The 25,594-nt window shown below is 60.2% G+C and carries 20 protein-coding genes and 1 riboswitch; of the genes, 16 read left to right on the forward strand and 4 right to left on the reverse strand.

From position 1 onward, the window contains the following. Positions 1-23: 23 nt before the first annotated feature. The 8 genes from fucP to BSZ35_RS00630 all read left to right on the forward strand — a co-directional run bounded on the left by fucP (position 24) and on the right by BSZ35_RS00630 (position 8,752). Positions 24-1,343: an L-fucose:H+ symporter permease gene (gene fucP / locus BSZ35_RS00595; RefSeq protein WP_105010627.1), complete on the forward strand. Its 1,320-nt coding sequence runs from the start codon at positions 24-26 to the stop codon at positions 1,341-1,343. A gap of 51 nt (positions 1,344-1,394) precedes the next feature. Next, positions 1,395-2,693, forward strand: a complete 1,299-nt coding sequence (locus BSZ35_RS00600; protein ID WP_105010628.1) for an L-fuconate dehydratase — start codon at positions 1,395-1,397, stop codon at positions 2,691-2,693. 107 nt (positions 2,694-2,800) lie between these two features. Then, positions 2,801-3,514, forward strand: coding sequence for an L-rhamnose mutarotase (locus BSZ35_RS00605; RefSeq protein ID WP_105010629.1), 714 nt, complete (start codon positions 2,801-2,803; stop codon positions 3,512-3,514). 45 nt (positions 3,515-3,559) lie between these two features. Continuing rightward, on the forward strand, positions 3,560-4,414 hold the full coding sequence (locus tag BSZ35_RS00610) for an amidohydrolase family protein (protein ID WP_219846561.1): 855 nt from the start codon (positions 3,560-3,562) through the stop codon (positions 4,412-4,414). Between the two features lie 51 nt (positions 4,415-4,465). Beyond that, entirely contained in the window at positions 4,466-5,230 is a 765-nt protein-coding gene (locus tag BSZ35_RS00615) for an SDR family oxidoreductase (protein ID WP_105010631.1), read from the forward strand. A 46-nt stretch (positions 5,231-5,276) separates the two neighbouring features. Continuing rightward, positions 5,277-6,053, forward strand: coding sequence for an SDR family oxidoreductase (locus BSZ35_RS00620; RefSeq protein ID WP_105010632.1), 777 nt, complete (start codon positions 5,277-5,279; stop codon positions 6,051-6,053). A 15-nt stretch (positions 6,054-6,068) separates the two neighbouring features. Beyond that, positions 6,069-6,938 carry a fumarylacetoacetate hydrolase family protein gene (locus BSZ35_RS00625; RefSeq protein WP_105010633.1) on the forward strand — a complete coding sequence of 290 codons (870 nt, stop codon included), beginning with the start codon at positions 6,069-6,071 and terminating at the stop codon, positions 6,936-6,938. A gap of 695 nt (positions 6,939-7,633) precedes the next feature. After that, positions 7,634-8,752, forward strand: a complete 1,119-nt coding sequence (locus BSZ35_RS00630) for a type III polyketide synthase (protein ID WP_105010634.1) — start codon at positions 7,634-7,636, stop codon at positions 8,750-8,752. A 73-nt stretch (positions 8,753-8,825) separates the two neighbouring features. On the opposite strand, the gene BSZ35_RS00635 is transcribed toward BSZ35_RS00630, so the two are convergent. From BSZ35_RS00635 to BSZ35_RS00650, 4 genes are all read right to left on the reverse strand, one after another. Then, on the reverse strand, positions 8,826-10,181 hold the full coding sequence (locus BSZ35_RS00635) for an amidohydrolase family protein (protein ID WP_105010635.1): 1,356 nt from the start codon (positions 10,179-10,181) through the stop codon (positions 8,826-8,828). Positions 10,182-10,304: 123 nt separating this feature from the next. Beyond that, complete coding sequence (locus tag BSZ35_RS00640) at positions 10,305-11,726, reverse strand: amidohydrolase family protein (protein WP_105010636.1); 1,422 nt, start codon at positions 11,724-11,726, stop codon at positions 10,305-10,307. A 58-nt stretch (positions 11,727-11,784) separates the two neighbouring features. After that, on the reverse strand, positions 11,785-13,515 hold the full coding sequence (locus tag BSZ35_RS00645; RefSeq protein ID WP_258096015.1) for an amidohydrolase family protein: 1,731 nt from the start codon (positions 13,513-13,515) through the stop codon (positions 11,785-11,787). 138 nt (positions 13,516-13,653) lie between these two features. Next, positions 13,654-15,492 carry an AAA family ATPase gene (locus tag BSZ35_RS00650; RefSeq protein ID WP_105010638.1) on the reverse strand — a complete coding sequence of 613 codons (1,839 nt, stop codon included), beginning with the start codon at positions 15,490-15,492 and terminating at the stop codon, positions 13,654-13,656. A 229-nt stretch (positions 15,493-15,721) separates the two neighbouring features. Between BSZ35_RS00650 and BSZ35_RS00655 the strand changes: the two genes are divergently transcribed. The 8 genes from BSZ35_RS00655 (at position 15,722) to fdxA (ending at position 25,545) form a co-directional block, all read left to right on the forward strand. Further along, positions 15,722-16,621, forward strand: coding sequence for a sucrase ferredoxin (locus BSZ35_RS00655; RefSeq protein ID WP_105010639.1), 900 nt, complete (start codon positions 15,722-15,724; stop codon positions 16,619-16,621). A gap of 257 nt (positions 16,622-16,878) precedes the next feature. Continuing rightward, positions 16,879-18,267, forward strand: a complete 1,389-nt coding sequence (locus BSZ35_RS00660; protein ID WP_105010640.1) for an AAA family ATPase — start codon at positions 16,879-16,881, stop codon at positions 18,265-18,267. A gap of 186 nt (positions 18,268-18,453) precedes the next feature. Then, positions 18,454-18,597: riboswitch (SAM riboswitch) on the forward strand. Between the two features lie 414 nt (positions 18,598-19,011). Beyond that, entirely contained in the window at positions 19,012-20,883 is a 1,872-nt protein-coding gene (locus BSZ35_RS00670) for an NADPH-dependent assimilatory sulfite reductase hemoprotein subunit (RefSeq protein WP_105010642.1), read from the forward strand. 13 nt (positions 20,884-20,896) lie between these two features. After that, complete coding sequence (cobA, locus tag BSZ35_RS00675; protein WP_105010643.1) at positions 20,897-21,751, forward strand: uroporphyrinogen-III C-methyltransferase; 855 nt, start codon at positions 20,897-20,899, stop codon at positions 21,749-21,751. A gap of 18 nt (positions 21,752-21,769) precedes the next feature. Then, on the forward strand, positions 21,770-22,495 hold the full coding sequence (locus BSZ35_RS00680; RefSeq protein WP_105010644.1) for a phosphoadenylyl-sulfate reductase: 726 nt from the start codon (positions 21,770-21,772) through the stop codon (positions 22,493-22,495). Further along, entirely contained in the window at positions 22,492-23,154 is a 663-nt protein-coding gene (locus BSZ35_RS00685; protein WP_105010645.1) for a bifunctional precorrin-2 dehydrogenase/sirohydrochlorin ferrochelatase, read from the forward strand. Before BSZ35_RS00680 ends, BSZ35_RS00685 begins: the two co-directional genes overlap by 4 nt. A gap of 120 nt (positions 23,155-23,274) precedes the next feature. Continuing rightward, positions 23,275-25,164, forward strand: a complete 1,890-nt coding sequence (locus BSZ35_RS00690) for a 2-oxoacid:acceptor oxidoreductase subunit alpha (protein WP_105010646.1) — start codon at positions 23,275-23,277, stop codon at positions 25,162-25,164. A gap of 36 nt (positions 25,165-25,200) precedes the next feature. After that, positions 25,201-25,545 (forward strand): ferredoxin FdxA, encoded by a 345-nt coding sequence (gene fdxA, locus BSZ35_RS00695; RefSeq protein ID WP_105010647.1) that lies wholly within the window; start codon positions 25,201-25,203, stop codon positions 25,543-25,545. The last annotated feature ends 49 nt before the right edge of the window (positions 25,546-25,594 follow it).

Here is a 25,594-nt window from a genome sequence, read left to right on the forward strand (position 1 = left end):
ATTCGCAGGCACGCTGACTCACGATGAGCGATTCTGTTGCCGAGACGGAGCCATCCGACGAGCCGGCGGTCGTGCCGCGTCATTTGCTGTGGCCGTTCGTGCTGCTGACGAGCTGCTTCGCGTTTTGGGGGCTGGCCAACAACATGACGGACACGCTGCTGGCCGCCTTCAAGCGGATCCTGAGCATGTCAGACTTCCGTACGTCGTGGGTGCAGATGGCCTTTTACGGCGCCTATGGGTGTCTCGCACTCCCCGCGGCCCTGTTTGTCCGAAAGTACACCTACAAGGCTGGGGTCATGCTGGGACTCGCACTGTTCAGTGTTGGGGCGTTACTGTTTTACCCCGCGAGTCTCACGATGAACTACTTTCATTTCCTGGTGGCCCTGTACGTGCTGGCGAGTGGGCTGTCAATTCTGGAAACCAGTGCCAATCCGTTCATCGTGTCGCTCGGGCCGGAAGCGACCGGCACACAGCGGCTGAACCTCGCCCAGTCGTTCAATCCACTCGGGTCCATTACGGGCGTCTTTCTCAGCCAGCAGTTTATTTTGTCGGATCTAAACCGAGCCGGGGCGCAGGAGCGGGCGCAGATGGGCGCTGAGCAGTTGCGCCAAATTCAGTCTGCGGAGTTGACGGCGGTGATGGGGCCGTACGTGGGCGTGGCCCTGATCCTGGTGGTGCTCTGCGGACTGATTGCCGTTACGGACATGCCCGATGAGTCGGCGTCGGATCAGGAGTTTCGTTTGTGGTCAACTCTTGGCCGGTTGTTTCAGAAGCCGCATTACCTTGGGGGAGTGGTGGCGCAGTTCTTCTACATCGGCGCGCAGATCGGGGTGTGGTCATTCACAATCCGCTACGTGATGGCGGAGCTCGGCAATACAGAGGCGGAGGCGTCGACGTACTACATCGGCGCACTGGTTCTCTTTACCGGATCACGGTTTCTTTCCACCTGGCTGATGAGCTACGTGAAATCGAGCACGCTGCTCCTCTGGCTCTCAGGTCTAGCCGTGGGACTTACGGCAATGGTCATTGGGGGCAGTGGGTATGTGGGCGTGATTGCCTTGGTGGGGATCTCGGGGTGTATGTCGCTCATGTTTCCGACCATTTTTGGCCTGTCGGTGCGTGGGCTCGGCGAGGACGCGAAGATCGGTGGGTCCGGTCTCATTATGGCCATCGCGGGGGGCGCTGCATTTCCCGCCATACAGGGACTGATTTCCGACGCCACCGGCAGCATTCACCTTGCGTTCGTGGTGCCGCTGTTTTGCTTCGTCGTGACGGCGCTGTACGGACTGGCGTTTTGGAACGACTGGTTTTCCTCTGCAGAGGGGAGAGAGTCCTCCGCTTAGCGACGATTGGGACCCGAGTTGTGCATATTCATCATGTCATGCAGAGCAACCATGTCACTCACCATCACTGATTTTGAGGTGCTCGACCTTCGGTTCCCGACGTCGCGGACGCGGGACGGGTCGGATGCAATGCACCCTGATCCCGACTATTCGGCGGCATACGTTATTCTCCACACCGATCAGGGGAAGGAGGGACACGGATTGACCTTCACCATTGGACGAGGAACCGACGTCTGCGTCGCCGCCATCGAGGCACTTGCCCCGCATGTAGTGGGCCGGCCGCTTGGGGACATCACGGGTGACATGGCCGGCTTCTGGCGAACGATCACGAGCGATGGCCAGTTGCGCTGGCTCGGGCCGGAAAAGGGCGTCATTCATCTTGCGACGGCGGCACTCGTGAATGCCGTATGGGATCTGTACGCGAAAGTGGAGGGGAAGCCCCTCTGGAAGTTGCTGGCCGACATGTCGCCGGAGGAGTTGGTGTCATGCATCGACTTTCGATACCTCTCCGATGTTCTTTCTCCCGACGAGGCGACGGCGATGCTGGAGAAAAAATCGGATACGAAGGAGGAACGAGAGGCCAAGCTGCGGGCTGAGGGGTATCCGGCCTATACCACCTCAGCGGGCTGGCTGGGGCACTCCGATGAGGAGATTCGTCGTCGCTGCCGAGCTGGAGTGGATGCAGGATGGGACCATTTTAAGCTGAAGGTGGGAAACGACCTTGCGGATGATCGCCGTCGGGCCGCCGTCGTGCGGGAGGAGATTGGGCCGGATCGCCATTTGATGATGGATGCCAATCAGCGGTGGGACGTGGGGGAAGCCATCGAAAAGATGGAGTCGCTGGCGGCATTTGATCCATGGTGGATCGAAGAGCCGACGAGTCCGGACGACGTGCTGGGGCACGCTGCAATTGCTGAAGGGATTGCCCCGATCGGGGTGGCGACAGGTGAACAGTGTCAGAATCGGGTTCTGTTTAAGCAGTTCCTTCAAGCGGGCGCTATGGACATTTGCCAGATTGACGCCTGCCGACTGGGCGGCGTGAATGAGGCGCTGGCCGTGCTGCTACTAGCGGCCAAGTATGAGGTCCCGGTCTGTCCGCACGCAGGGGGCGTAGGGCTGTGCGAGTACGTTCAGCATCTAGCGATCTTCGACTACCTCTGTGTCAGCGCCTCGCTTGAGGGGCGGGTCATTGAGTATGTTGATCACCTGCACGAACATTTCGTCGATCCGGTGACCATCCGGAATGGGCGATACATGCCGCCCACGCAGGCGGGCTACAGCATCGAAATCGCGCCCGAGAGTCGTCGACGATTTTCGTATCCGGACGGACCGGTCTGGGCGGCCGGGTGAAGGAAGGCTCGTTCAGCGCCTGTCTTTGGGAGGGGAATCGAGAAAAGCGACCTGAGGACAGTACCCCGTGTCGAAATCTACCATCTGTGATTAGTGTCTACTCAATCATGAGCTCGCGTTCCAGTACCAAGGAATCCTCTCTTACGGACGATCGACGGCGGTACGGTCATCTTATTCGGCTCAAGCCCGAGTACCGGGAGCGGTACATTGCGCTCCATGCGCATCCGTTTCCTGGGCTGATCGAACGAATGCATGATGCCGGCCTTCGGAACTACTCGATCTTCCTGAAGGGTGACCGCCTGTTCTCGTACTACGAGTATGTGGGAGAGAACTTTGAGAGCGACATGGACGCGATGGCCGACGACGATACTGTGCAGGACTGGTGGACGCTGACCGATCCGATGCAAGAGCCGTTGCCGGAACGGGAGGAGGGGGCATGGTGGCTTCGCATGGAAGAATTCTACCATGGTGGACCGAAGATTGTCCCGACTGAACAGGCGCAGCGAATGGCATTTGTCAGTACGTTTCGGGACGGAACGACTCCCCAAATCCAGGCCGCGTACAGGGAGCTGGGAGAGGCATTTGTGAAAGCGATGGCGGAAACCAACTTCCAAAACTACACGGTGTACGGCAGGGATACGCGCCGTTACACGTACCTTGAGTACGCTGGAGATGACTTCCAGACGGATCGGGCTCGGCTCCGATCCACCGCGCCGATGGAACAGCTTCGCCAGACCCTGAAGCCGCGTCTTGTGTCCCACGCGGCCGGCCATAATGGGTCCGCGTCTGGACGGATGGATTCGATCTTCTTTGCGGAGTAGTGGTTTTCCCCATCGGCAGATTTCCGATCTGAATGTTCCTGAATGATGTCCATTCCGCCTCTCATCGATGCTCACGTCCACCTGTGGAATCCCAACCATTTGGGGTATGGTTGGCTTGAGTCCATTCCGGCCCTTCACCGGCCGTACGGCGTGGACGAGTATCGGGCGGCCACGGCAGATACGGAGATAGAGGGCATGATCTTCGTCGAGTGTACCGAGTCCTTTAGCGACGCGGTGAGCCGGCGGGAGGTCGACTGGGTCCAATCGCTCCGCGACGATGAGGCCTGGCTCCAGGGCATCGTTGCGCACGCATCATTGGAGAAAGGGACCGACGTCCAGGCCCACCTGAGCTGGCTTTCGGACCAGCCGCTCGTGACGGGCGTCCGACGGATTGTACAAGACGAGGCGCCCGAGTTTCTTACGTCCGCAGGCTTCGTCGAAGGCGTGCAGTTGCTCCGTGACTACGACTTCTCCTTCGACCTCACGATTCAGTCCCATCAGCTGGAGGCGGCCACCGAACTCGTCGATCGGTGTCCCAATGTCCAGTTTGTGGTCGATCATCTTGGGAAACCACAGATTCGCGACGGCGAGTGGACAGGCTGGACCGACGCCTTGGAGAAATTATCTGACCGAGAGAATGTCGTCTGTAAGCTTTCGGGCGTGCTCACGGAAGCGAACCTTGACAGCTGGACGTACGACGATGTCGTGCCGTATCTGGAGCATGCCGTCACGTGTTTTGGGATCGATCGGATTCTCTTCGGGGGCGATTGGCCCGTCGTGCGGCTGGCGGCAGACTATTCGACGTGGCTGGACGTGCTGCGTCGGGCAGTGCAGGAATGGTCCGTGGCGGAACGGACGGCGCTTTTTCGGAAAAATGCGGAGCGAATCTACCTGCGTTGAGGCATACGCCGGCGTCCGGACTGCAATCTTTAAACGATACGACATCCCGTTATGCGATTAGCCGACAAGACTGCTATCATTACCGGTGCCAGCACGGGCATCGGCCGGGCCTGCGCCCTCCGGTTTGCGGAGGAGGGAGCTGAGGTGCTCATCGCGGACCTCCAGGTGGAGGAAGGGCAGGCTGTGGTGGATGAGATCGGGGCAGCCGGTGGAGAAGCACAGTTCATAGAGATCGACGTGCGCGATCCGGATGACAATACGCGCATGGTGGAGGAATGTCTGGATACGTTTGGGGGGCTCGACATTCTCTTCTGCAACGCTGGCGTCACGCTTGCCGCCGAGATCACGGAGACCACCGACGAGGACATGGATTCTCTACTCGACGTGAACGTGAAGGGAGGAATGTATGCGGCCCGTGCTGCCGTGCCCCACATGTTAGAGCAAGAGGGCGATAGCTCGATTCTTTTCACGGCCAGCAAGACCGGGCTCGTGGCACAAGAGGACTCGCCGGTGTACTGCGCGTCGAAGGGAGCAGTCGTTATGTTAGCGAAGGCCCTCGCACTCGATTATGCGGATCGCGGCATTCGAGTGAATGCGCTCTGTCCGGGAATTATCGACACCCCGATGCTAAATCGGTACATCGAAGATCTTCCCAATCCGCAAGATGCCTGGCAGGAATTCCGGCAAGCCCAGCCCATTGGACGGCTCGGAACGCCCGAAGAGTGTGCCGACGCCGCCCTGTGGCTCGTGTCCGAGGAGGCTCGTTTCATCACCGGGGTAGCGCTTCCCGTCGATGGTGGGTTTACGGCAGAGTAGGGAGGAAAAAATGTGCATCGATATATAATGAATAGTTACCTTATTTATGGGCAAATTTGAAGAAAAAACAGTAATTGTTACCGGCGGCGCATCGGGGATTGGAAAGGCGATCTCGATGCTTTTTGCGGAGGAGAATGCGCAGGTTGCTCTTTTGGATATCGATGTCGAGTCCGCTACCGAAACAGTTCAAGAGATCCGGCAAAACGATGGAAGCGTTACTTTCTTCGAATGCGACGTAAGTGATTCGGAGGAAGTGCACGAAACCGTAGACGACGTGGTTGACACATACGGGGGGCTCGATGTACTGATCAATAATGCAGGGATCGCCCATATTGGAACTGTTGAGGAGACGACAGAGGAAGAGTTGGACCGAGTCTACGAGGTCAACGTCAAAGGCGTTTACAACTGTTTGAAAGCTGGAGTGGAGGTCATGAAGGGCGATGGCGGGGGGGCAATCGTCAATATCGCATCGGTGGCCTCTCACGTGGGGATCCCCGACCGGTTTGCCTACTCGATGAGTAAGGGGGCGGTACTCACGATGACGTACTCGGTTGCGCGCGATTATGTGGAGGACGGCATCCGGTGCAACGCCGTTTCGCCTGCGCGCATTCACACACCGTTTGTGGATGGGTTCCTTAGCGAAAATTATCCGGGAGAGGAGGAAGAAATGTTTGAAGAACTGTCGCAAACCCAGCCCATCGGACGAATGGGTGAACCGGAAGAGGTGGCAAAACTTTGTCTATATCTTTCTTCCGACGATGCCGGGTTTATTACTGGAAGCAGTATGCCCATTGATGGTGGGTTTATGTCACTCAAGGACTAACCTTTTTTAACGATAATGAAATTGATTCGGTTTGGGGATCCCGGGCACGAGACTCCGGGAGTGCTTCGTGAGGATGGAACGCGCATCGATACTTCGTCGGAATTTGGCGATTACGACACGGTGTTTTTTGAGGCAGGCGGGTTGAAGAAGCTTCGAGAATGGACAAAACGCAGGGGAGAAGAGGCGCCGGTGGTGCCGGATACGGTGCGTCTCGGTCCACCCATTGCTCGTCCAAGCAAGATTGTCTGTATCGGTCTTAACTACTCCGACCACGCTGCAGAGTCGGACATGGAAGTGCCGGACGAACCTGTGATCTTCTTCAAGGCCCCAAGTGCTGTTTGTGGTCCGAACGATAATCTAGTGCTTCCGAAGAACAGCACGAAGACGGACTGGGAGGTGGAGCTGGCGGTCGTGATCGGTCGGGAAGCTTCGTACGTTCAGCAAGAGGAGGCATTGGAATACGTGGCGGGATACACACTTCACAATGACTATTCGGAGCGGTCGTATCAGTTGGAGCGCGGTGGACAGTGGGTAAAGGGAAAGAGTTGCGATACATTTGCTCCGTTGGGACCGGTGTTGGCAACGCCGGATGAGGTGGACGACGTGGGGGCGCTCGACATGTGGCTGGATGTGAATGGCGAGCGGAAGCAGTCCAGTTCCACCCGCCAGCTTATCTTTGGCATCCCAATCCTGGTAAGCTATCTCAGTCAGTTTATGACGCTTCGGCCAGGCGACGTGATTTCTACCGGGACGCCGGCTGGAGTGGGATTGGGGGAAGACCCCCCCGAGTTTTTGGCGGCGGGCGATGTCGTTTCGCTTGGAATTGAGGGCCTGGGCAAAGCCGAGCAGCAGGTAACCACTCATCCAGGGGAGGGGCAGCCGTAGCTTCTCGTAGCGAAGGAACGAACGGAGCAGCTACAGGGAGCGGTCGTTTCGATCTGCTCCCGCGCGGTTGGGGACCGTGTACCGCTTCCGCGTCGCGCATTTGAGAAACGACGCCCAGCGTCAGGTGCGTTTTGCTGTTCGCATACCGCCTGTGCTCGGTCGACGGCAGAGGGAGATGTATTCATGCGAGACTAGGCAGGAGCACATCAGCGGACAGCACGTCGCCTGTCTTTTTGGATGGTAAGCAGGTGCCTGTATCTGATACCGCTTACCGAAGATCGATGTACATCTCTCGAGCGCGTTCGCACGATGATATCTCCTCCGTTTGCTTCCAATCCACCCCCTTCCCGATGCGGGAGTTCCCCCCGATGGAAAAAAGCAACTCACTCAGAAATGGAGCCACTCGTAAAATGCATAGTGAGTCTGTCTAGCTGGTATTCCTTTCGGCTACTCTTCAATCTAGGCAGATTGGAAGATTCCTCTCCCTTGCCTCGTACCGCAGAGATGCGAGGCGCGACGAATGAGAGTCACTTCTAGCGAATGGAGTGGGGACACATTCTCTTGATGTGGGGCAAACGCGCCTCAGACGGTTCCGACATTGGAAAGCCGTTACGTTCGGGGAAGAGAAGGTCTGCAACGTCCTTCCGTGCCATTAGTACGATCCGCCCCTCTTTTACGCCATTCCCATTCCGCCCATGACGTACACTGTCCTCGACGCCATTGCCACCGGGAATCCTCCACTACGACGCACACAGGAGGAGGCCGCCGAGTTCATGTCGAGCATTGAAACGCTGCCCGACGCCCTGCAGAGTCGTTTGCCGGCGCTCTACCGGGGCTCGTCCATCGACAGCCGCTACACGTGTGTAGACGACTACGGCAAAGACAGCGCCGACGAGTTTACCTTCTTTCCAAAGACGTGGACCCTGGAGCCCGCCCCCACGACAGAAGAGCGCAACGAGCACTACCGGGCGTCCGCCGTGCCGCTGGCCGAAGACGTGGGGGGGCGGGCACTGGAGCAAGCGGGGGTCGAGGCCAAAGACGTCACACACGTCATTGCCGTGAGCTGCACCGGATTTTTTGCGCCGGGGCTCGACGTCGAGTTGGTGAAGCGGTTGGGCCTACCTCCGACCACCCAGCGGACGTTCATTGGGTTTATGGGATGCTACGCGGCGTTCAATGCGATGCGCGTGGCCCACGGGTTCTGCCAAAGTCAGTCCGACGCACGCGTGCTCGTGGTATGCACGGAGCTCTGCACCCTCCACTTTCAGATTGAGGAGTCGCTGGAGAGCGTTATTGTCAATTCCCTCTTTTCCGATGGGGCGGCTGCAGCAGTGTTTAGCTCACGATCAGAGGAGGAGGCCAACGGCCGCCTCGCATACATCGATGGCCGCTGCCACCTCGACGACGACTCGATGGAGGACATGACCTGGGCCATCGGCGACACGGGCTTCAAGATGGGGCTTTCCTCGCGCGTGCCGGACGTGGTCGGTGAAAATCTGCCCGGCTACGTCGACAATCTGCTTTCGCCGCACGATGTGGGGCCGGACGACCTGGACTTCTGGGCCATCCATCCAGGGGGCCGCCGGATTGTAGAAGGGGCGCAGGACACACTCGGCCTCAGCGATGCCGACGTAGCCGATAGCTTAGCCATTCTTCGGCAGTACGGCAACATGAGCTCTCCGACGATTCTTTTCGTTCTCAAGCGCATTCTCGACCGGCAGGCAGAGGGCGACGGGGCCCCGCCCGCGCACGGCCTTGCGATGGCGTTTGGCCCCGGCCTCACGATCGAAGGCGCTCTCTTTCAGCGTGTGTAGGCATGGAAGGATAGGGGGAGGAAGGAGAGAGGGACGTCCCCACATTCACACGTCCCCCCTCATTCACGCACACCTATTTCTCCAGTCCCGGATTGCGGTTCAGGAATTCGTCGTAGAGCTTTGAGTGTCGGCTTTCCAGCGGCAGCTTGTAGCCGTCGATGAAGAGGTGCTCCACGTCCGTGTCCGGCTGAAAGGGATCCCCGTCGGTCACGAAAAGGTTGGCGCGCTTGCCCACCTCGATGGAGCCCACCTGATCCGCGACGCCAAAGATCTGAGCAGGGGCCATGGTGACGGCCCGAAGGGCGTCCGTTTTGCCGAGCCCGTATGCTGCGGAGAAGCCGGCGTGAAACGGAAGGTTGCGCACATTCTCGGCGCTATTGGTTCGAAGGGCGACCGTCACGCCCGCCTCATGGAGCAGGCCGGGATTACGGTACACCTTATCGTAGCGGTCACTCTCGCGACTGGGGGGCTGCATCACGGGCCCCACAATGACGGGCACGTCTGCTTCGGCAATCTCATCCGCGACCCGCCATCCCTCCGTGACACCGCTTAAGACGACTTGATCGAGCACGTTGCGCTCCTCAGCCCAGTCGAGTGCCGCCGAGATGTCGGAGGCCGTATTGGCGGAGATAAGCAGCTGTTGCTCGCCGCGAATGACGGGAATGAGCGCGTCCATTGCGGGCACGAACTTCGGCTGGCGTCGCTCCTCGGGCCGTTCGGCCACGGCCGAATCAATTTCGGCATAGAGCTCGGCCTTGTCCCACACGTCATTCAGGGTCTGCACGGCCTTCTCGGTCTCCTTCTGGATCGTCTCAGGGGAGCGATCGTCCGACGGGCCCTGTCGGCCCGTAGAGGGGAAGTCGAGCTTTGTCAGCTCCACGTCGCCCAGGTGCATCTGATCCTGCGTGTAGCCATGAAGGCCGATGAGGGCCGCTTCGCCCGGCAGCATGCCGTTCGAGGGCTCGGTCAGGACAGTCGTGATCCCGTGCACCCGCGTGACGGGAATGGACACCGAATTGGGGTTGACGGCGGTGATGGCTTCCATGTTGGCCGTCAGTTCCCCGATTTCGTTGTGGTCGATTGTTTCCGGGAGGGAGCCCACTTCCTGCAGTCCCAGCTTCGTCCCGCCGTCGATGAGGCCGGGATAGATCGTAAGGCCCTCACAGTCGATCGTGCGGGCATTGCCGGGCACCGATACGTTTGCACCCACGGCGGCAATCGAGTCGTCGCGGATGACGACGGTCCCGTTTGCAATTGTATCGGACGGAGTCGTCAGGATTTGGGCATTCGTAAGGGCAAACGGTCCCTGAAAGCCCGGATCCTTCTGGGCCTGTGCGGGGCTTGCCGCGAGCAGAACGGCGCAGATCCCGAAAACGAGGATCGTGAGGAAAGACCGTTGCGGGGAGGGCAAGGAGTCGGGGAGGAGCATGTAGAGCAGAAGCGTTGGGTCAACGATAATTCGTGCGCAGTGGAGGTCGCATTTGTCGGGGGGCGTACTGCGTGTCGACTGCGCCCGGGGGGAAATCACGCAGTACGAAATACATAAACGCCGCTATTCCCACTGATCTGCGTTTCGGAAGCGCAGCTTTTCACTGGTGGCGTGGAGAAAGGCGGCCCCCTTGAGACAGCTGTGCTGCACGCCCGAGTAGTCGCCGTCGCGGGCCAGATCGACCGTTCCTTCCGGATCCACGCGCAAGCGCATGTCGTCGGGGTCGTCTTCGTGGTCAAAGCGTACAATGCCGTCCACGTAGGTGCGTTGCGGCTGGGTGTAGACGGAGAGGGGATGCTTGCTGAAGATGGCAAGGTCGGCGTCTTTGCCCTCTTCGATCGAACCCACCCGGTCGGCAATGCCGAGCTGCCGGGCCGGATTGATCGTTATGAGCGAGAGTGCCTGTTGGTCGGAGAGGTCGCCGTACCGCTGGGACTTGGCGGCCTGCAGGTAGAGGTCGCGCTGTTCGCCCGGAATGTCGGAGTTGATGGAGGTGTTGACGTCGTTCTTTTCTAGCACCGCGGCGTTGTAGGCGGTGGAGTAGTAAACTTCAAACTTGTAGGCCCACCAGTCCGAGAACACGGAGGCGCTGGCGCCATCATCACCAAAAGCGGCCAGCTCGGGCGCCACTTTGAACCCTTCATTCACGTGTTGAAAGACCACGTCGTCCACGCCAAAATCTTCGAGCACGTTCATGAGCATCACAATTTCGTCCGCTCGGTAGGAGTGGACGTGTGGGATCACGTCGCCCTGCAGAACCCCGGCAAGCACCTCTAGGCGCTCGCTGTGTTCGGGTGGGCGATCACGGTCGCCGTTCTGGTAGGCCTGCTTGGCCTCGTGGTAGCGACGAGCCTCCGTGAGTGCATTTCGGATAACCTGCTCCACGCCCATTCGGGTTTGGGGCACCTGGTCGCGCTGGCCGTACAGGCCGGTTGGGTTTTCTCCGAGAGCAAACTTCACGGTACGGGGAGCGTCCTCCATCTTGAACGCTGCCGGATCGGTGGCGCCGTAGTGAAGCTTAATGGTCTCATTGCGCCCCCCAATCGGGTTGGCCGAGCCATGCATCACATGGGCGGCCGTGACGCCCCCGGCCAGCCCGCGGTAGAGGCCGATGTCGAATGGGTCGAGCACGTCGCCGACGCCCACCTCTGCGGTAACCTGATTCGTCGCCTCGTTGATGTTGCTAAGAGCAAAGTGCTGGTGGGCGTCAATGATGCCGGGCATCACGTACTCTCCGCTGGCATCGTAGGTCTCCACCCCGTTGGGAGCGGAGAGGTCCGTTCCCACCTGTGCGATATCGCCGTCGCGCACCAAGATGTCACCGTTTTCAATGGTGCCGTTGGTGACGGTGAGGATCGTCGCGTCCTGAATGAGCCAGTCATTTGACGCGTTGGTGCGTTGCCGATCCTGGGCCGCGGCGGCGGTCGTGAGGCCGACGGTAAGTAGGAGGAGAAGGAACGAGCGTAGGGGAGTGGAAAGCATCATGGTGCGGCAATCGAACAAAACAGAGGAAAGGTGTCCAGGGAGGGGCCGGAGACGGGGGCTACCGGTCAGGCGTACTCGTGCGTTCGCCAGAGATCGGGAACGATTGATCGCCGAGGGAGGCAGTGCCCTCAAAAGATTCGCCCTCGACCGTTACGGTTACGGAGAGGGTGCCTTGAGGAGAGTTTACGGAAAAGGAGAGGGTCGTGCCGTCGAACGACACAGACTGCAGCTCTTGCTCGTCGCCCCTTGGGCCCACAAAGGTGCCTTCTAGCCCGGATTGATCGCCTTCGAGAGTGAGGGTGCCTGTGAGTTCCCCCTGAGGGCTTTCCACCGTATACGACCACGAACCGAGGACGGCGGACACATCACCAGTAATCTCGCCCTGTTCCTGGCCGGAAGCGTAGTCGTAAAGCTGGCCGTCCACGAAGACGTGCTGCACCTTTGTGTCCTCGTGAAAATACGAGCCGTCGGTGACCACGAGATTTGCAATTTTGCCTTCCTCTACGGTGCCCAGCCGGTCGCTGAGGCCAAGGAGGGAGGCGGGCCGTGTGGTAAGGGCGGCAAGGGCCGTCTCTTCCGGAAGCCCGTGGTCGACCATTGTTCGGAGATTCGTTCGGATGTCGCCGGCGTCGGCCTCCCGGGTCGTGAAGCCAAACTGGAGACCGGCCTCGTGCAGCGTAGCAGCCGCTTCTTGGTATTTTTGGCGTTCCATGGCGTGACGCAACCGAAGGTTTGTTTCCTCTTCGGGCACGTCCTCGTAGGAGCGCGTTCGGAGGTCAGAGTCGTAATACTGGGCGGGCGTGTCCGTGGTGTCGGCCACGGTCGTATCCGACCCCACAGAGGTCTTTGGGGCGTCCGGCAATCCGAGGGTGAGGAAGAGCGGGGCGTCGACCGTCTGAAGAGCGTCGAGCGTGCGAAAGCTCTCTCCCAGACCCGCAAGCATCATTGGAAAGCCGAGCTCCTGCTGGAGGTTGAGGACGCGGTGGAGGGAGAGCGCATCGTCCGCGTAGAAGGCCATCGGCCGGTCGCCGTCGAGGACCGGGAAGAAGGCACTGTGGATCGGGTCCTGGGGCGGGCGCGGCTGCGACGAGTTTTGTGCGTAGTCCGCTTCGAGCGTTTGGCGCCGGTCCGCTTCACGATAGAGCTGGCGAAACTTTGCAATCACCGCCATCTCTGTCGCTGGGTAGATGTACCCCTCCGCGGTCTGGATTTCAGCAAAGAGCGACGAGGCGTCGTTCAGAATCATGTCGCTTGCCGTCTCGCCCCCGTACAGCACGTAGGCCCCGGTGCCGGGAAGCATCTGTCCCTCAGGGGCAACGTGCCCGGCGGTGAAGCCGGCCTGACGGAGCTTGTTGAGGCTGGAGGCATCGGGGGAGAGGAAGGGACGTGCCGATCGATCCGGCTGAATGCCAGCAGCGTCGGCGGGGGGATCGCCTGGGTCTTTCACGTCGTTCCCGTTGCCGTTCTCTGCGTCGGATTCTGGCATCTCAATCCCGGCGTGAGAAAAGCCGTCAATGAAGCCAGCATACACGACCAGCGAGTCGGCGGCGATGCGGCGAGCATCATAGGGAACGTTCACGTTCGGCCCCACCGCCTCGATGATGCCGTCTTCTACCACGACCGTCGCGGATTCGAGGACCTGTCCCGGCGCCTGAACGACCTGCGCATTCTCAAGGGCATAGGTGGTGGTGACAGTGGGCGGGGTGATCTCATCCTGGGCGTGAGAGGGGAGGACGAATAGGCACAGGAGGGCACATCCCAGGAGGGACGCAACAGAACCACGGGGCATGGAACCGATCATACAGAATGGAAACAACCAAAAGGAGCGAGTCAAGACGGTCGTTAACATAGGCGCCGCCAAAGATAGTCTCACTCGACTCGTGCGGCGAGAGGTGGAATTCGTTTTACTTTTGTGTGATTGATCGTGTTAGACGGATGTCGATCCGGCCATCCGCTTCAACTCTTCCAGGCGCTCAACGACCTCCGCTCGCTTCATCGTTCGGAAGCGCTCCGGCAACAGGTCGCGGCTGGTGCATTCTAGCACCGCCGCCAGCTGTTGGAGCTCCACCTCGGTCGGATAGGTGGGAGGAATAAAGTCGTTGACCGTTTCCTGTAGGAGCTCAGGGGTTACGGTTCCGTCATTCTGTCCGGCAGCACGGAAGGCCGCCCGCGTGAGGATCGCCTCCATGTCCGCCCCACTGTAGGTGCGTTCGCCCTCCAGGAGCTCGGGGGGGACCTCGTCAATCGGCAGATTCACGCCGGTGCGATCCATCATCACCTGAAGCAGCTCCTCGCGATCGGCACGAGTCGACGGGTAGAAGAGCGACAGGTGCTCCTCGGCGCGCCCCTGTCGCTTGAGGTCGACCGGCATGAGGTCGGGGCGAGCCGTAACGAGAAACCAGATCACGCGGCCCCGGTGCTTGGGGTCGCTCATAAAGGAGACGATCTGGGAGAAGACCCGCTGGTTCACGCCGGAATCGCCCCGTGTATTCCGATCGCCCAGGGCGGCGTCGGCCTCATCAATCATAACGGCCACCGGCGTCATTGCCTCCAGCAGATTCAAAATCTTCTCCAGGTTGCCCTCCGTGACGCCCTGCCATTGAGAGCGGAAGTTTTTCAGCTTCACCATTGGAATGCCAATCTCTCCGGCAAAGCAGTTGATGAGAAAGGTTTTCCCGCACCCCACCGGCCCGCTCACGAGGTAGCCCATCGGCATCACCTCGTGGCGCCCCGCCTGAACGGCCCGCGCCGCCTGCCTGAGGTGCTGCTTCGCGTCCGTATGCCCGGCCACCAGGTCCAGCGTGTCGTCCGTCTCGATGAATTCGAGCATCCCGTAGGCTTCCGCCTCGATAAACTCCTTCTTGATGTCGGAGAGCGTGTCGGGCGTGAGGCGGTTCTTGTTTTCCAGCACGTCCGCGAGGATGGTGCGGAGCTGGGTGTAGTTGAGGCCTGCCGTGTTGGTGGCGAGGGCGGTTGACGACACGTCCGAGTGCGATTCGAACACGTCCTGCCGCTCGTCGAGTGCCCAGTCTACGTAGTCCTGCCGGTCGTCCTCTTCGGGAATGGGGACGTAGACCTCTGCTGTGTGTGGACTCTGGACGAGCTGCTGGCTGAGGTCCGTCAGATTTTCGGTGAGGAGGGTCAGCGTGAAGTCGCTCTCCAAGAAGAGCGAGTCGCGGGTCCATTTCTGAAGATAGACGAGTGCTTGCCGATCCTCGGCCGAGTACATCGACGCTTCCGCCATTGGGGCTACCGTTTCGGCGTAGTCGATGATGCAGGCCACCCGCTTGCCGTCCGAGAGTCGGAGCCGAAAGTAGTTTTCCAGGAGCGAAAAGACGCGCGGCGGGTCCTTCGGCAAGTTCTTCTGATAGTCGGTACCGAAGATGGTGTCGTGCCCGGAAAGCGCACGATTGAAATCCGTCTTCGAGGCGTCGTCGGCAAAGTGGATTCCCGCACTGCGGTCATAAAAGACGACAATGTCGCGAGCCGCGAAAAGGTCGTCTGTGAGAAAGGTGCGCAGGGGCGGATAGATGCGGGTGCCGTCCCGGTCCTCGGTGGGCACCACATCTCGGATGTCGCCGTGGAGAATGAACGCGGCGATTGTTTTGGTGAAGTACTTCCGCGCCAGCTCTTGGGCCCATGGGGGATAGTGGCGCGTGTACGGTTCGAGGGACGGAGGCGTAGGGATGTCGGATTTCGTCGATTCTGGAGCGGACGGAGCGGAGGGGGACGAAGGCGAATCGGGAGAAGGGGACGCGTCGGTCATTCGGGGATGGGACTGAGTGGCGAGGAAGAGTTCAGCGGAACGGGGGAGGTGAACGGCGTGTGGACGATCGGGATTCGCATCTCCTTCGTAAGGGCGAGGGCGGCTCTGAGTTGGAGTAGGCGTCGGGTTTGGGAAAAATTCGACCCGAAGGAGAAGCGGGACGGAAGTCCGTGAGTCGTCGGACATATAACGTTCTCCACACGCCCATTTGTCGACTTGACGGCCGCTCATGTCAGCTTTTTGTTCTCAGCTTGCTCGTTCGCACGGCGTATCCCCGGCCGGGACTGCCACGGAGGCTGCCCACTGGCTTCTCATTGAGGATCCGTCGCCCTGGGGCGAATCTGCGGTCGAGGAGGCCGACTGGTCTGCTGCGGTACAACCAGCGCTTGAGCAATGGCAGGCGGCCGTCCCCGACCTGCGGGTGCAGCTCATCCGGCGAGGGCTCGGGACGTGGGACACGCCGGGGCGCATTCGATGCGTTGCGGTGCGGGCCGGGGGGGAGCCGGTCGTTCATGATTGGTCGCTGGAGGCGTACGACGATCTGCCGGCGCTGGACGTGCCGGGGGTGCTGACCGCAACCGTCGGAGACGATGATCCGGATCCGTTTGTGCTCACTTGTGTCAATGGAAAGCGGGACGCCTGCTGTGCCAAATGGGGGCGCCCGGTCGCGCAGGCCGCCGCTGACGTCACTCCCGACGCCGCCTGGCAGACATCGCACCTTGGGGGGCACCGATTCGCGCCCATCATACTGGTTTTGCCGCACGGTACGCAGTACGGCTGGCTTTCCCCAGAAGACGTGCCCGATCTTCTCTCCGCTCATCACCGCGGGCGGCTGTTTGATCTCGATCGAGTGCGCGGACAGGTCGATCAGCCTCGTCCCGTGCAGGCCGCGTGTTTGTCCCTCCGGGCTCGCCTCGATCTTTATGATCTCACGGCTGTGGAGGGGACGGTTGTGGAGGGAGACGAGGGGCACTGGACGATACAGGTGACGGCCGACGGACACACGCGAACGGCACACGTGCAGCGGCGGGAGCGCCCAGTTGCCTTTCCGCATAGTTGTGGGAGTGACGAGACGAAGCCCGACGTGGAGTGGATGGTGAACTGGGACGCCTCGAAAGGAGGCGATTGAGAACCTGTCGCTCATTCGAGAAGACAAACTGCAATATTCAAACGGGAGGCTGTACCGAACCCTGCACTGAGCAGAGACCAATCAACACCCAAACCCCCATACACACAGATTTCGGATACAACGCGGAGGCGTACTGGCAGTAGATCCTCCGTTCTTCCATGAGGCATTAGATCTGCGTGACTGTCCATTCGGAACGCAAGACCCGAGGAGCATAGTTGGGATACGGCACCGGACTTTGAAACGAACCACAGGCATTGATGCCCGATCTTTTCTCCGAACAGGCCGAGCAGGCCCGCGAAGAGCGTGCCCCCCTGGCCGATCGCATGCGCCCCCGAACGCTCGACGAATTCGTGGGCCAGGAGCACTTTATCGGGGAAGGAAAGCTCCTCCGCCGTGCCATCGAGGCCGACCGCGTCACGTCCGTTCTCTTCTACGGTCCCCCCGGCACGGGCAAGACCACTCTCGCCCGGATCATTGCCAACACCACCGAGGCGCATTTCACGTCCCTCAATGCCGTCTTGTCGGGCGTCAACGACATCCGCGAGGCAATCCAGAAGGCCAAGAACCGTCTCAAACACCACCAGACGCGCACCATTCTGTTCATCGACGAGGTGCACCGTTTCAACACGGCGCAACAGGACGCCCTGTTGCCGCACGTAGAAGACGGGACGGTCACCTTCATCGGGGCCACGACGGAAAATCCATACTTCGAGGTAAACGACGCGCTGGTGAGCCGGTCGCGCCTCTTCGAACTGGAGCCGCTGGATAAGGAAGATCTCCGACAGGTGGCGGCGATGGCGCTCACGGACGACGAGCGCGGCTATGGCGATCGGGAAGTGCAAATCACAAAAGAAGCCCTCAACCATCTCATCGACACGGCGAATGGGGATGCCCGCTCAGTGCTCAATGCCCTCGAATTGGCCGTGGAAACCACCGACCCGGACGCCGAGGGAACGGTGCACATTGACCTCCAGGTGGCAGAGGACTCCATCCAGCAGCGTGCGGTGCTGTACGACAAGGAAGGAGATGCCCACTTCGACACCATCAGTGCTTTTATCAAAAGTCTGCGGGGCTCCGATCCGGACGCCGCCCTCTACTGGCTTGCCCGGATGCTGTACGCGGGAGAAGAGCCGCGCTTCATTCTGCGCCGGATGCTCATTTTTGCCGCCGAGGACGTGGGGCTGGCCGATCCGCGTGCTCTACAGGTGGCCGAAAGCGCTGCGAAAGGCTTCGAGTATGTTGGCATGCCGGAAGGACAGTTTCTGATTGCCGAATGCTGTCTCTACCTCGCCACGGCGCCGAAGAGCAATACGACCTTTTCGTACTTCGATGCCCTTGATCACGTCCGCGACGAGCAGACGGAAGACATTCCCCAACACCTCAAAGACCCGAGCCGAGACAAGGAGGGATTGGGGCACGGCGAGGGATACAAGTATCCGCACGCCTACCGCGAGCACTATACACCGCAGCAGTACCTACCCAATGAGATGCAGGGCACCTATTTTTACGAGCCCACCGGCCAGGGGTACGAGCAGGACGTTGCCGAGCGGCTGGAGCAGTGGCGCGAGCGGGACTTTGACGAGGACGTGGTGAAGCGAGCGCAGAAGTACGCAGAGACCGCCGACGAATCCACATCTACGCAGTAACCCCACGAGCAATGTGAGACATTCTCAAGAATAGGATAGAACATGTATTTACATGTAGAACAAAATACCACATCTTGGTACAACAAAAGGGAAGAAAAAATGAAGACGAAGTGTTGTGCCGAGGCCGCCGTTGACATGCTCTCACTCGAGCCCTATATCTTTGGGTGACATTCGAGACAACCCCGTTGCTCATCCAGAAGGGTGGAGGGATCAGGCCCCGTGAAACCCTGGCAACCGTCCCGACAGCCGACCTAGGCGGACACGTTCGCCGTCGGCACCGTCGGGAAAAAGGTGCCCCGTCCTGCCTCAACTACTGGGGATTGATGAGCGGAAGACTCGTACCGTTGGTACGCTGTTCCTCTTCCGCTCACCACTGCGGAAGAGGTTTTTTTAATCCCCAGGGATGGAGGGGGGATGGAGGCAACGGTGTGGTACCGTGTTGTACTCTTCATCTTTACATGCAACCATGCATCTTTTTGGCAGGTCTTTCGGTTTTTCCTTTCTCATTTCTTTCGCGGTGTCGACCGCGTTGATGGAGATCTGTCTGTGTTCGTCTTGTCGGATGGCGACCTGTCGCTAGTCGCCGTTTTCCCGTGATCGTATTCCGGAGTAGGCCTAAGGGGCTCCACTCGACATTGGAGCACTGTTGCTCCGCCCTGTACCCCTTCCGTAGATCGGCGAGGGAGGAGGCCTGGAATACGACCTCACTTCTTGTTTTGAACCGACGACAAACCACATCAACTGATGTCTACTCACGATTCTGCCGAAGACCCTTCCGGTGCTCCAGAGGAGCCGAAGAGCGGGGCCGAGGACGATGATGAGCCAGCGGGTACGAAAACGCCCGACCTGCCGTCACCGGGCGACGACTCCGGTCCTGCAGGCCCGTTACCGCCCGGCTACAGTGCCCAGAAAGAAGAGAAGACCAAGTCCGACACTGAGATACACAAAGAGGAAAGCGAATATCTCTACTCGGGCATTCCCGAGAAGCTGGCCGAGGACACGGATCACTTTTTGGAAGAACAGAAAGAGGTGCTGAAGCACTGCGGCATTTACCAGCAGGACGACCGCGATCTCCGCAAGCAGCTGGACGACAAGCACTATTACTTTTTTGTGCGGTCGAGTCTGCCAGGGGGGAAGCTTACTGCCGACCAGTATCTCGTTCACGACCGCTTGGCCGATGAGTACGGCATCGGCACCATCCGCATCACCACGCGCCAGGGGATTCAGATCCACGGCGTGATGAAGGACGACCTCAAGGCACATCTTCGGGAGTTGAACGAGGCCATGGTGACCACGCTCGGGGCGTGTGGCGATGTGGTGCGCAACACAATGTGCTGCCCGGCGCCCATTGAAGATCCGGTCCGGCACGAAATTCAAGAGTACGCCGAGGAGATTGCCGAGAGGACAACGCCGGACACCCCGGCTTACCATGACGTCTGGCTCAAGGAATACGACGACGAGGAAAAAAGCGTCGAGACCATCAAGAAAATCTACGACGGCCGCAAAGAGCGCGGCGAAGACCTGGAGCCGCTTTATGGCAAGGCCTATCTGCCGCGCAAGTTCAAGATTGGATTCGCCTATCCCGGCGATAACTGCGTCGACGTGTTCACCCATGACGTAGGTCTGATCGCCGTCGTTGAGGACGATGAACTGCAAGGCTTCAACATTTTGGTGGGAGGAGGGCTCGGCAACACGCACAACAAGCCCGAAACCTTTCCCCGTCTTGCCGACCGCCTCGGCTACGTGCCGAAGGAGGAGGCGCTGGAGGTGATCACGGCGATCCTCAAAATCCAGCGCGACCACGGCAATAGGAAGAACCGGAAACGTGCCCGGATGAAGTATCTGATCGACGAGTGGGGGCTGGAGAAATTCCACGACGAGGTGGAAGACCGTTTCGGGCGTCGTCTCGACGACTGGCGCGACGTGCCCGATCCGGAACTCGACCTGCACGAGGGGTGGAATGAGCAGGGCAACGGCCACTACTTCTACGGCGTCTCCGTCGAGAATGGGCGCATCAAAGACGAAGAGGGATTCCAGCTCAAGACTGCGCTTCGAACAATCGTGGAGCAACTGGAGCCGGGGGTGCGCCTGACGCCGAATCACGACATCCTGCTTACGCATCTTCACGAGAACGAGAGGGAATCCGTGGAGCGGATTCTGCAGGAGCATGGGGTGGCCTTGCCCGCCGAGTTGACGAATACACAGAAGTATTCCATGGCATGCCCGGCCCTGCCGAGCTGCGGATTGGCCTTGACGGAGTCGGAGCGGGTTTTCCCGGTGATCATCGATGAGATTGAAGCAGAGATGAGCGCTCTTGGGCTTGACGACGTCAAGCCGTCGATTCGGATGACCGGTTGTCCGAACGGCTGCTCGCGTCCCTATGTCGCCGACATCGGCATCGTGGGGCAGTCGCTCCACAAGTACAAGATTTACCTGGGGGGACGGCTCGACGGCTCGCGCCTGAATGAGCCCTACGCCGACCTGGTGGACATGGAGGCGATTGTCCCCACGATTCGTACTCTGCTGCGCGACTATGCCGACCGGCGGCACGAGGGAGAACCGATCGGGGATTTCTTCGATCGGGTCGAGTTTGATTCGCTGCCCTCACTCAACTAACCAACCCAACCCGATGACACAGCACAGCCGTACTTCGGGCACGGTGTACTTGGTGGGGGCCGGGCCGGGGGATCCAGACCTTATCACAGTGAAGGGCCGGCGCCTCCTTCAGCGAGCCGACGTGGTCGTATACGACCGACTCGTACACGCAGACCTCGTGCGGGTGGCGCAGCCGGAGGCTGATCTCTACTTCGTTGGGAAGGCCCCAGGGGAGCACAAGGTGCTTCAGGCTGAGATCAATGCGCTTCTCGCGACGAAGGCCCGTCGCGGGAAAGAGGTCGTGCGGTTGAAGGGGGGCGATCCCTTCGTCTTTGGGCGCGGGGGAGAGGAGGCCCTACACCTACACCGATCCGAGATTCCGTTTGAGGTGGTTCCCGGCATCTCCAGTGCTACAGGGGTGCCGGCCTACGCCGGGATTCCGGTGACGCACCGGGGGCGTTCGCGCGCCTTTACAGTGGTGACGGGCCACACCTGCACGATGGACGATACGGCCCTGAGCTGGAATCACCTGACGTCGGTCGACACCCTCATCATCCTGATGGGACTGCGCCGCCTTCCCCAGATTGCGGAGACCTTGATCGAACGGGGGCGGGACGCCGATACGCCGGTCGCGGTGATTGCGACGGGGACCACGGCCGACCAACAGGTGGTGCGGGGGACTCTCGATACGATTGGGGGACGTTTGGGCCCTCTCGACCCACCGGTGACCATTGTGGTCGGAGAGGTCGCGGATTGGGGGGGACTGCTCGACTGGTTCGACGATGCGTCGACGGAGGGAAGCGATTTTCCGACGGAGACGGAGGTGCAGTCGCCATCTGCGCCCTCCCCACGAACCCCGGTGCTGCCGAACGCTGCCTTTTCTGCCTAACCAATCCGTGTTCTGAGCATGTCCACGACTACCTGGATCGACGAGGATGTTGCGGCGATCAACGCCCGGTTTGAGTCGGCCCATCCACGTGCGGTATTGACTTGGGTGTTCGAGACCTTTGAGCCGAAGAAGGCCGTCATGGGAACCGGGTTCGGGGCGTCCGGCGTCGTGCTCATGCACTTTTTGGAGCAGGTGAAGCCGGGGGCAACGGTGTTTTACCTCGACACTGACGTTCTTTTTCCAGAAACGTACAACCTTCGCGACCAACTTGCGGCTCGATTCGACCTCAACATCGTTCGAGTGCACTCCGGCCTTTCGTTGGACGAGCAGGCGAAGGACTACGGCGAGAAGCTTTGGAATGACGATCCGGACCAGTGTTGCTTTCTCCGCAAGGTGCAGCCCCTGCGCGAGTACTTGGTCGACAAGTCGGCGTGGCTCACTGCGATTCGTCGCGACCAGTCGCCGACCCGTGCGAATGCCGATCCGGTGGAGTGGAGCGAGGCCAACGATGTGGTGAAGGTGAATCCGCTGGTAACATGGACGGAAACAGAGATCTGGGATCACATTAATCATTACAATTTGCCCTACAACCCGCTTCATGATGAGGGCTACCCGAGCATCGGCTGTATGCCCTGTACCGAGCAGGTAGAAGGCGAGGCGGAGGATCCCCGAGCGGGTCGGTGGTCCGACTCGGAGAAAAAGGAGTGCGGACTGCATTTGGAACCTGAGCCTACCGAGGGATGAATGCCTACCCGGTGTACCTCACGAATCTGGACGAGCAGCGAGCCGTGGTAGTTGGGAGTGGTCCCTCCGTGGAACGGAAGGTGACGGGGCTTCTCGACGCCGACGCACGGGTTACACTCATTGCTCCGGATCCGCCCCCACAACTCAGTGCGTGGGCGGAGGCGGGCAGACTTGAGTGGCGAGATCGGCGCTATCGGCGCGGCGATCTGCAGACGGCAGCCCTGGTAATTGTGACTGAGGCTTGTGAGGAAGCGAAAATGCGAATTCGGAAAGATGCACGGGAGCAAAACGTGCTCCTCAATATCACAGGCGATACCGCTCAGTCCACCTTTGCCAATGGGGCCGTTCTTCGCCGCGGCCCCCTGGTCGTGTCGGTCTCGACCGCCGGGGGGGCGCCGTCCCTGGCCGTCCGAATTCGAGAGAAGCTGGCCGAGGAGGTGGGGGCGGAATACGAAGAACTCCTCACGATCATGAATGCACTACGCGATCCGATGCAGGAACAGGTATCCGACGTTCAGGCGCGCCGTGATCGGTGGTACGCCATCCTTGATTCCGATGTGCTGGAGCTGTTGTCGGATGGGCGTCGAGAGGACGCCCTCGATCGCATTGAGTCCATCGTGGGGCCGACCATCATGAAACAAACGGAGGGATGCTTCTAGGGCGCGTCCAGCGCAGCCGCCCATTGAGGCGGCCCGCCAGACGGCCCACGCCGGTGCCCTCCCCAGGGCAGCGGAAGCCCGATTCCCTCTCCGACGATATACGCACTTATCTACGACGCAATGGAATTCGATCTTCCCGTTCTTTCAGACGACGAAGCCACGGAGCCGGAAGCCATTCCCGATGCTACCGTCCTCTTTGCGGGGGACTCGGGCGACGGCATGCAGCTTACCGGCAACCAGTTTACCCGGGCCACGGCGCATGCGAGAAATGACCTCGCGACCCTGCCCGACTATCCAGCCGAAATTCGGGCCCCGGCCGGGACGACCTTCGGGGTTAGTGCGTTTCAGATTCAGTTTGGGGCCGGGGAGGTCCGAACGCCGGGCGAGGAGGTCGACATGCTCGTGGCCATGAATCCGGCGGCCCTGAAGGTGCATGGAGACCGTGTTACGCCGGGGGGGACCATCCTTACCGATGAGAATGCCTTTACGGACCGGAACCTCAACAAGGCGGGCTACGACGAAAATCCGCTGGACGACGGGTCGCTGAGTGAGTACCAGGTGTTTCCGATCGAGTTGACGCGTTTGACGCGGACGGCCTTGGAGGAGTACCCGCTCAAACAGGATCAGAAAGATCGGGCCAGGAACATGTTTGCGCTGGGGTTGGCATCGTGGCTCTACTCGCGTCCCCTGGCGCCCGCCATCGAATGGATTCGGAAGAAGTTTGAGGAGAAGCCGGACATCCTGGAGGCCAACCTCCATGTCCTGAAGAAAGGGTATCACTTCGGGGAGACGGCGGACCTCTTTACCACCCGATACGAGGTTCGGGAGGCCGACCTTCCGGACGGGACGTATCGCACGATCACGGGGGCGGAAGCGCTGTCTATGGGACTCGTGGCGGCGGGGGAGAAGAGCGGGCTGGATGTGTACTACTCGTCCTATCCCATTACGCCGGCGTCCGACATCCTTCACGAGATGAGCAACCACAAACAGTTCGGGGTGCGGACGGTGCAGGCCGAGGATGAGATTGCGGCGGTTACGTCGGCCCTCGGAGCGTCATTCGGGGGGCACATCGGGGTAACGGCGACCAGTGGCCCCGGCGTGGCACTAAAAACGGAAGCCATCGGGCTCGGAGTCATCACGGAGCTCCCGCTCATCGTCATCAACATGCAGCGCGGCGGTCCGTCGACCGGCCTTCCGACGAAGCCGGAGCAGAGCGATTTGCTGCAGGCCCTTTACGGTCGCAACGGCGATGCCCCGGCCGCCGTGCTCGCGCCTCATTCCCCCTCCGACTGCTTTGAGGTGGCATTCGAGGCCGCTCGGATCGCGACGAAGTACATGACCCCGGTTTTCATTCTGGCCGACGGCTACCTAGGCCAGGGCTCCGAGCCGTGGCGTGTGCCGGATCCGTCCGATCTTCCGGAAATCGACGTGACGTTTGCCGGGGAGACGAATGGGATCGACGGGGAGGGACGGGACACCTTCAATCCCTATGTGCGCGACGAGGAGACGCTGGCGCGCGGGTGGGCCACACCCGGCACCCCCAACCTCGAACATCAGATCGGGGGACTGGAGAAAGAGCACGAGACGGGACATGTAAGTTATGATCCCGAAAACCATCAGAAAATGACTGAGATCCGCGCGGAGAAGATTCAGCGGATCACACAGGACATTCCTGAGACGACCATCAATGGGGCACGCGCAGGCGACGTGCTCGTAATCGGATGGGGATCGACCAAGGGGGCGATTGATACTGCCGCGAACCGATTGCAGGCCGAAGGAGAAGCCGTGAGCAGTGTCCACCTCCGGTACCTGAGTCCACTTCCCGCTGACCTGGGCGAGATCGTGGCGGGCTTCGATCAGGTTCTCGTGCCGGAGCTCAACAACGGCCAACTGGTGCGCGTTCTGCGCGATCGGTTTGCTCGCCCCTTTCAGGGGCTCAACAAGATTCAGGGGCAGCCCTTCGAGGCCCGAGAAATTGTGGAGAAGGTGCGCACACTTCTCCGTGCATAGTCCGAATGCTTCCGTCCATCCCCAATTCGATCAGCCATGACGTACATCGTCACCGAGCCCTGCATCAACTGCAAATACACCGACTGCGTGGAGGTCTGCCCGGTGGACTGCTTCTACGAGGGTCCCAACTTCCTGGCGATCCACCCGGACGAGTGCATCGACTGCAACGCGTGCGTCCCGACATGCCCCGTCGAGGCAATCTACCCGGACGATGAGGTGCCGGAAAAGTGGTCGCATTACTACCAGTGGAATGATTACCTCTCCCGGCAGTGGAAGGAGATGGGCTACAATATCACCCGAGAAAAGGAGGACCCGGAGGATGCCGACGAGTGGCAGGATAAGGAGAAGTCCGAGCAGGACATCCTAACCTGGGATGCCTGAGTGGACTGCTCCTTCGGGGTGCGCGCAACGACGCGCCGCCGGCGCGTCT

The sequence above is a fragment of the Salinibacter sp. 10B genome (assembly GCF_002954405.1).
GTDB lineage: Bacteria > Bacteroidota > Rhodothermia > Rhodothermales > Salinibacteraceae > Salinibacter.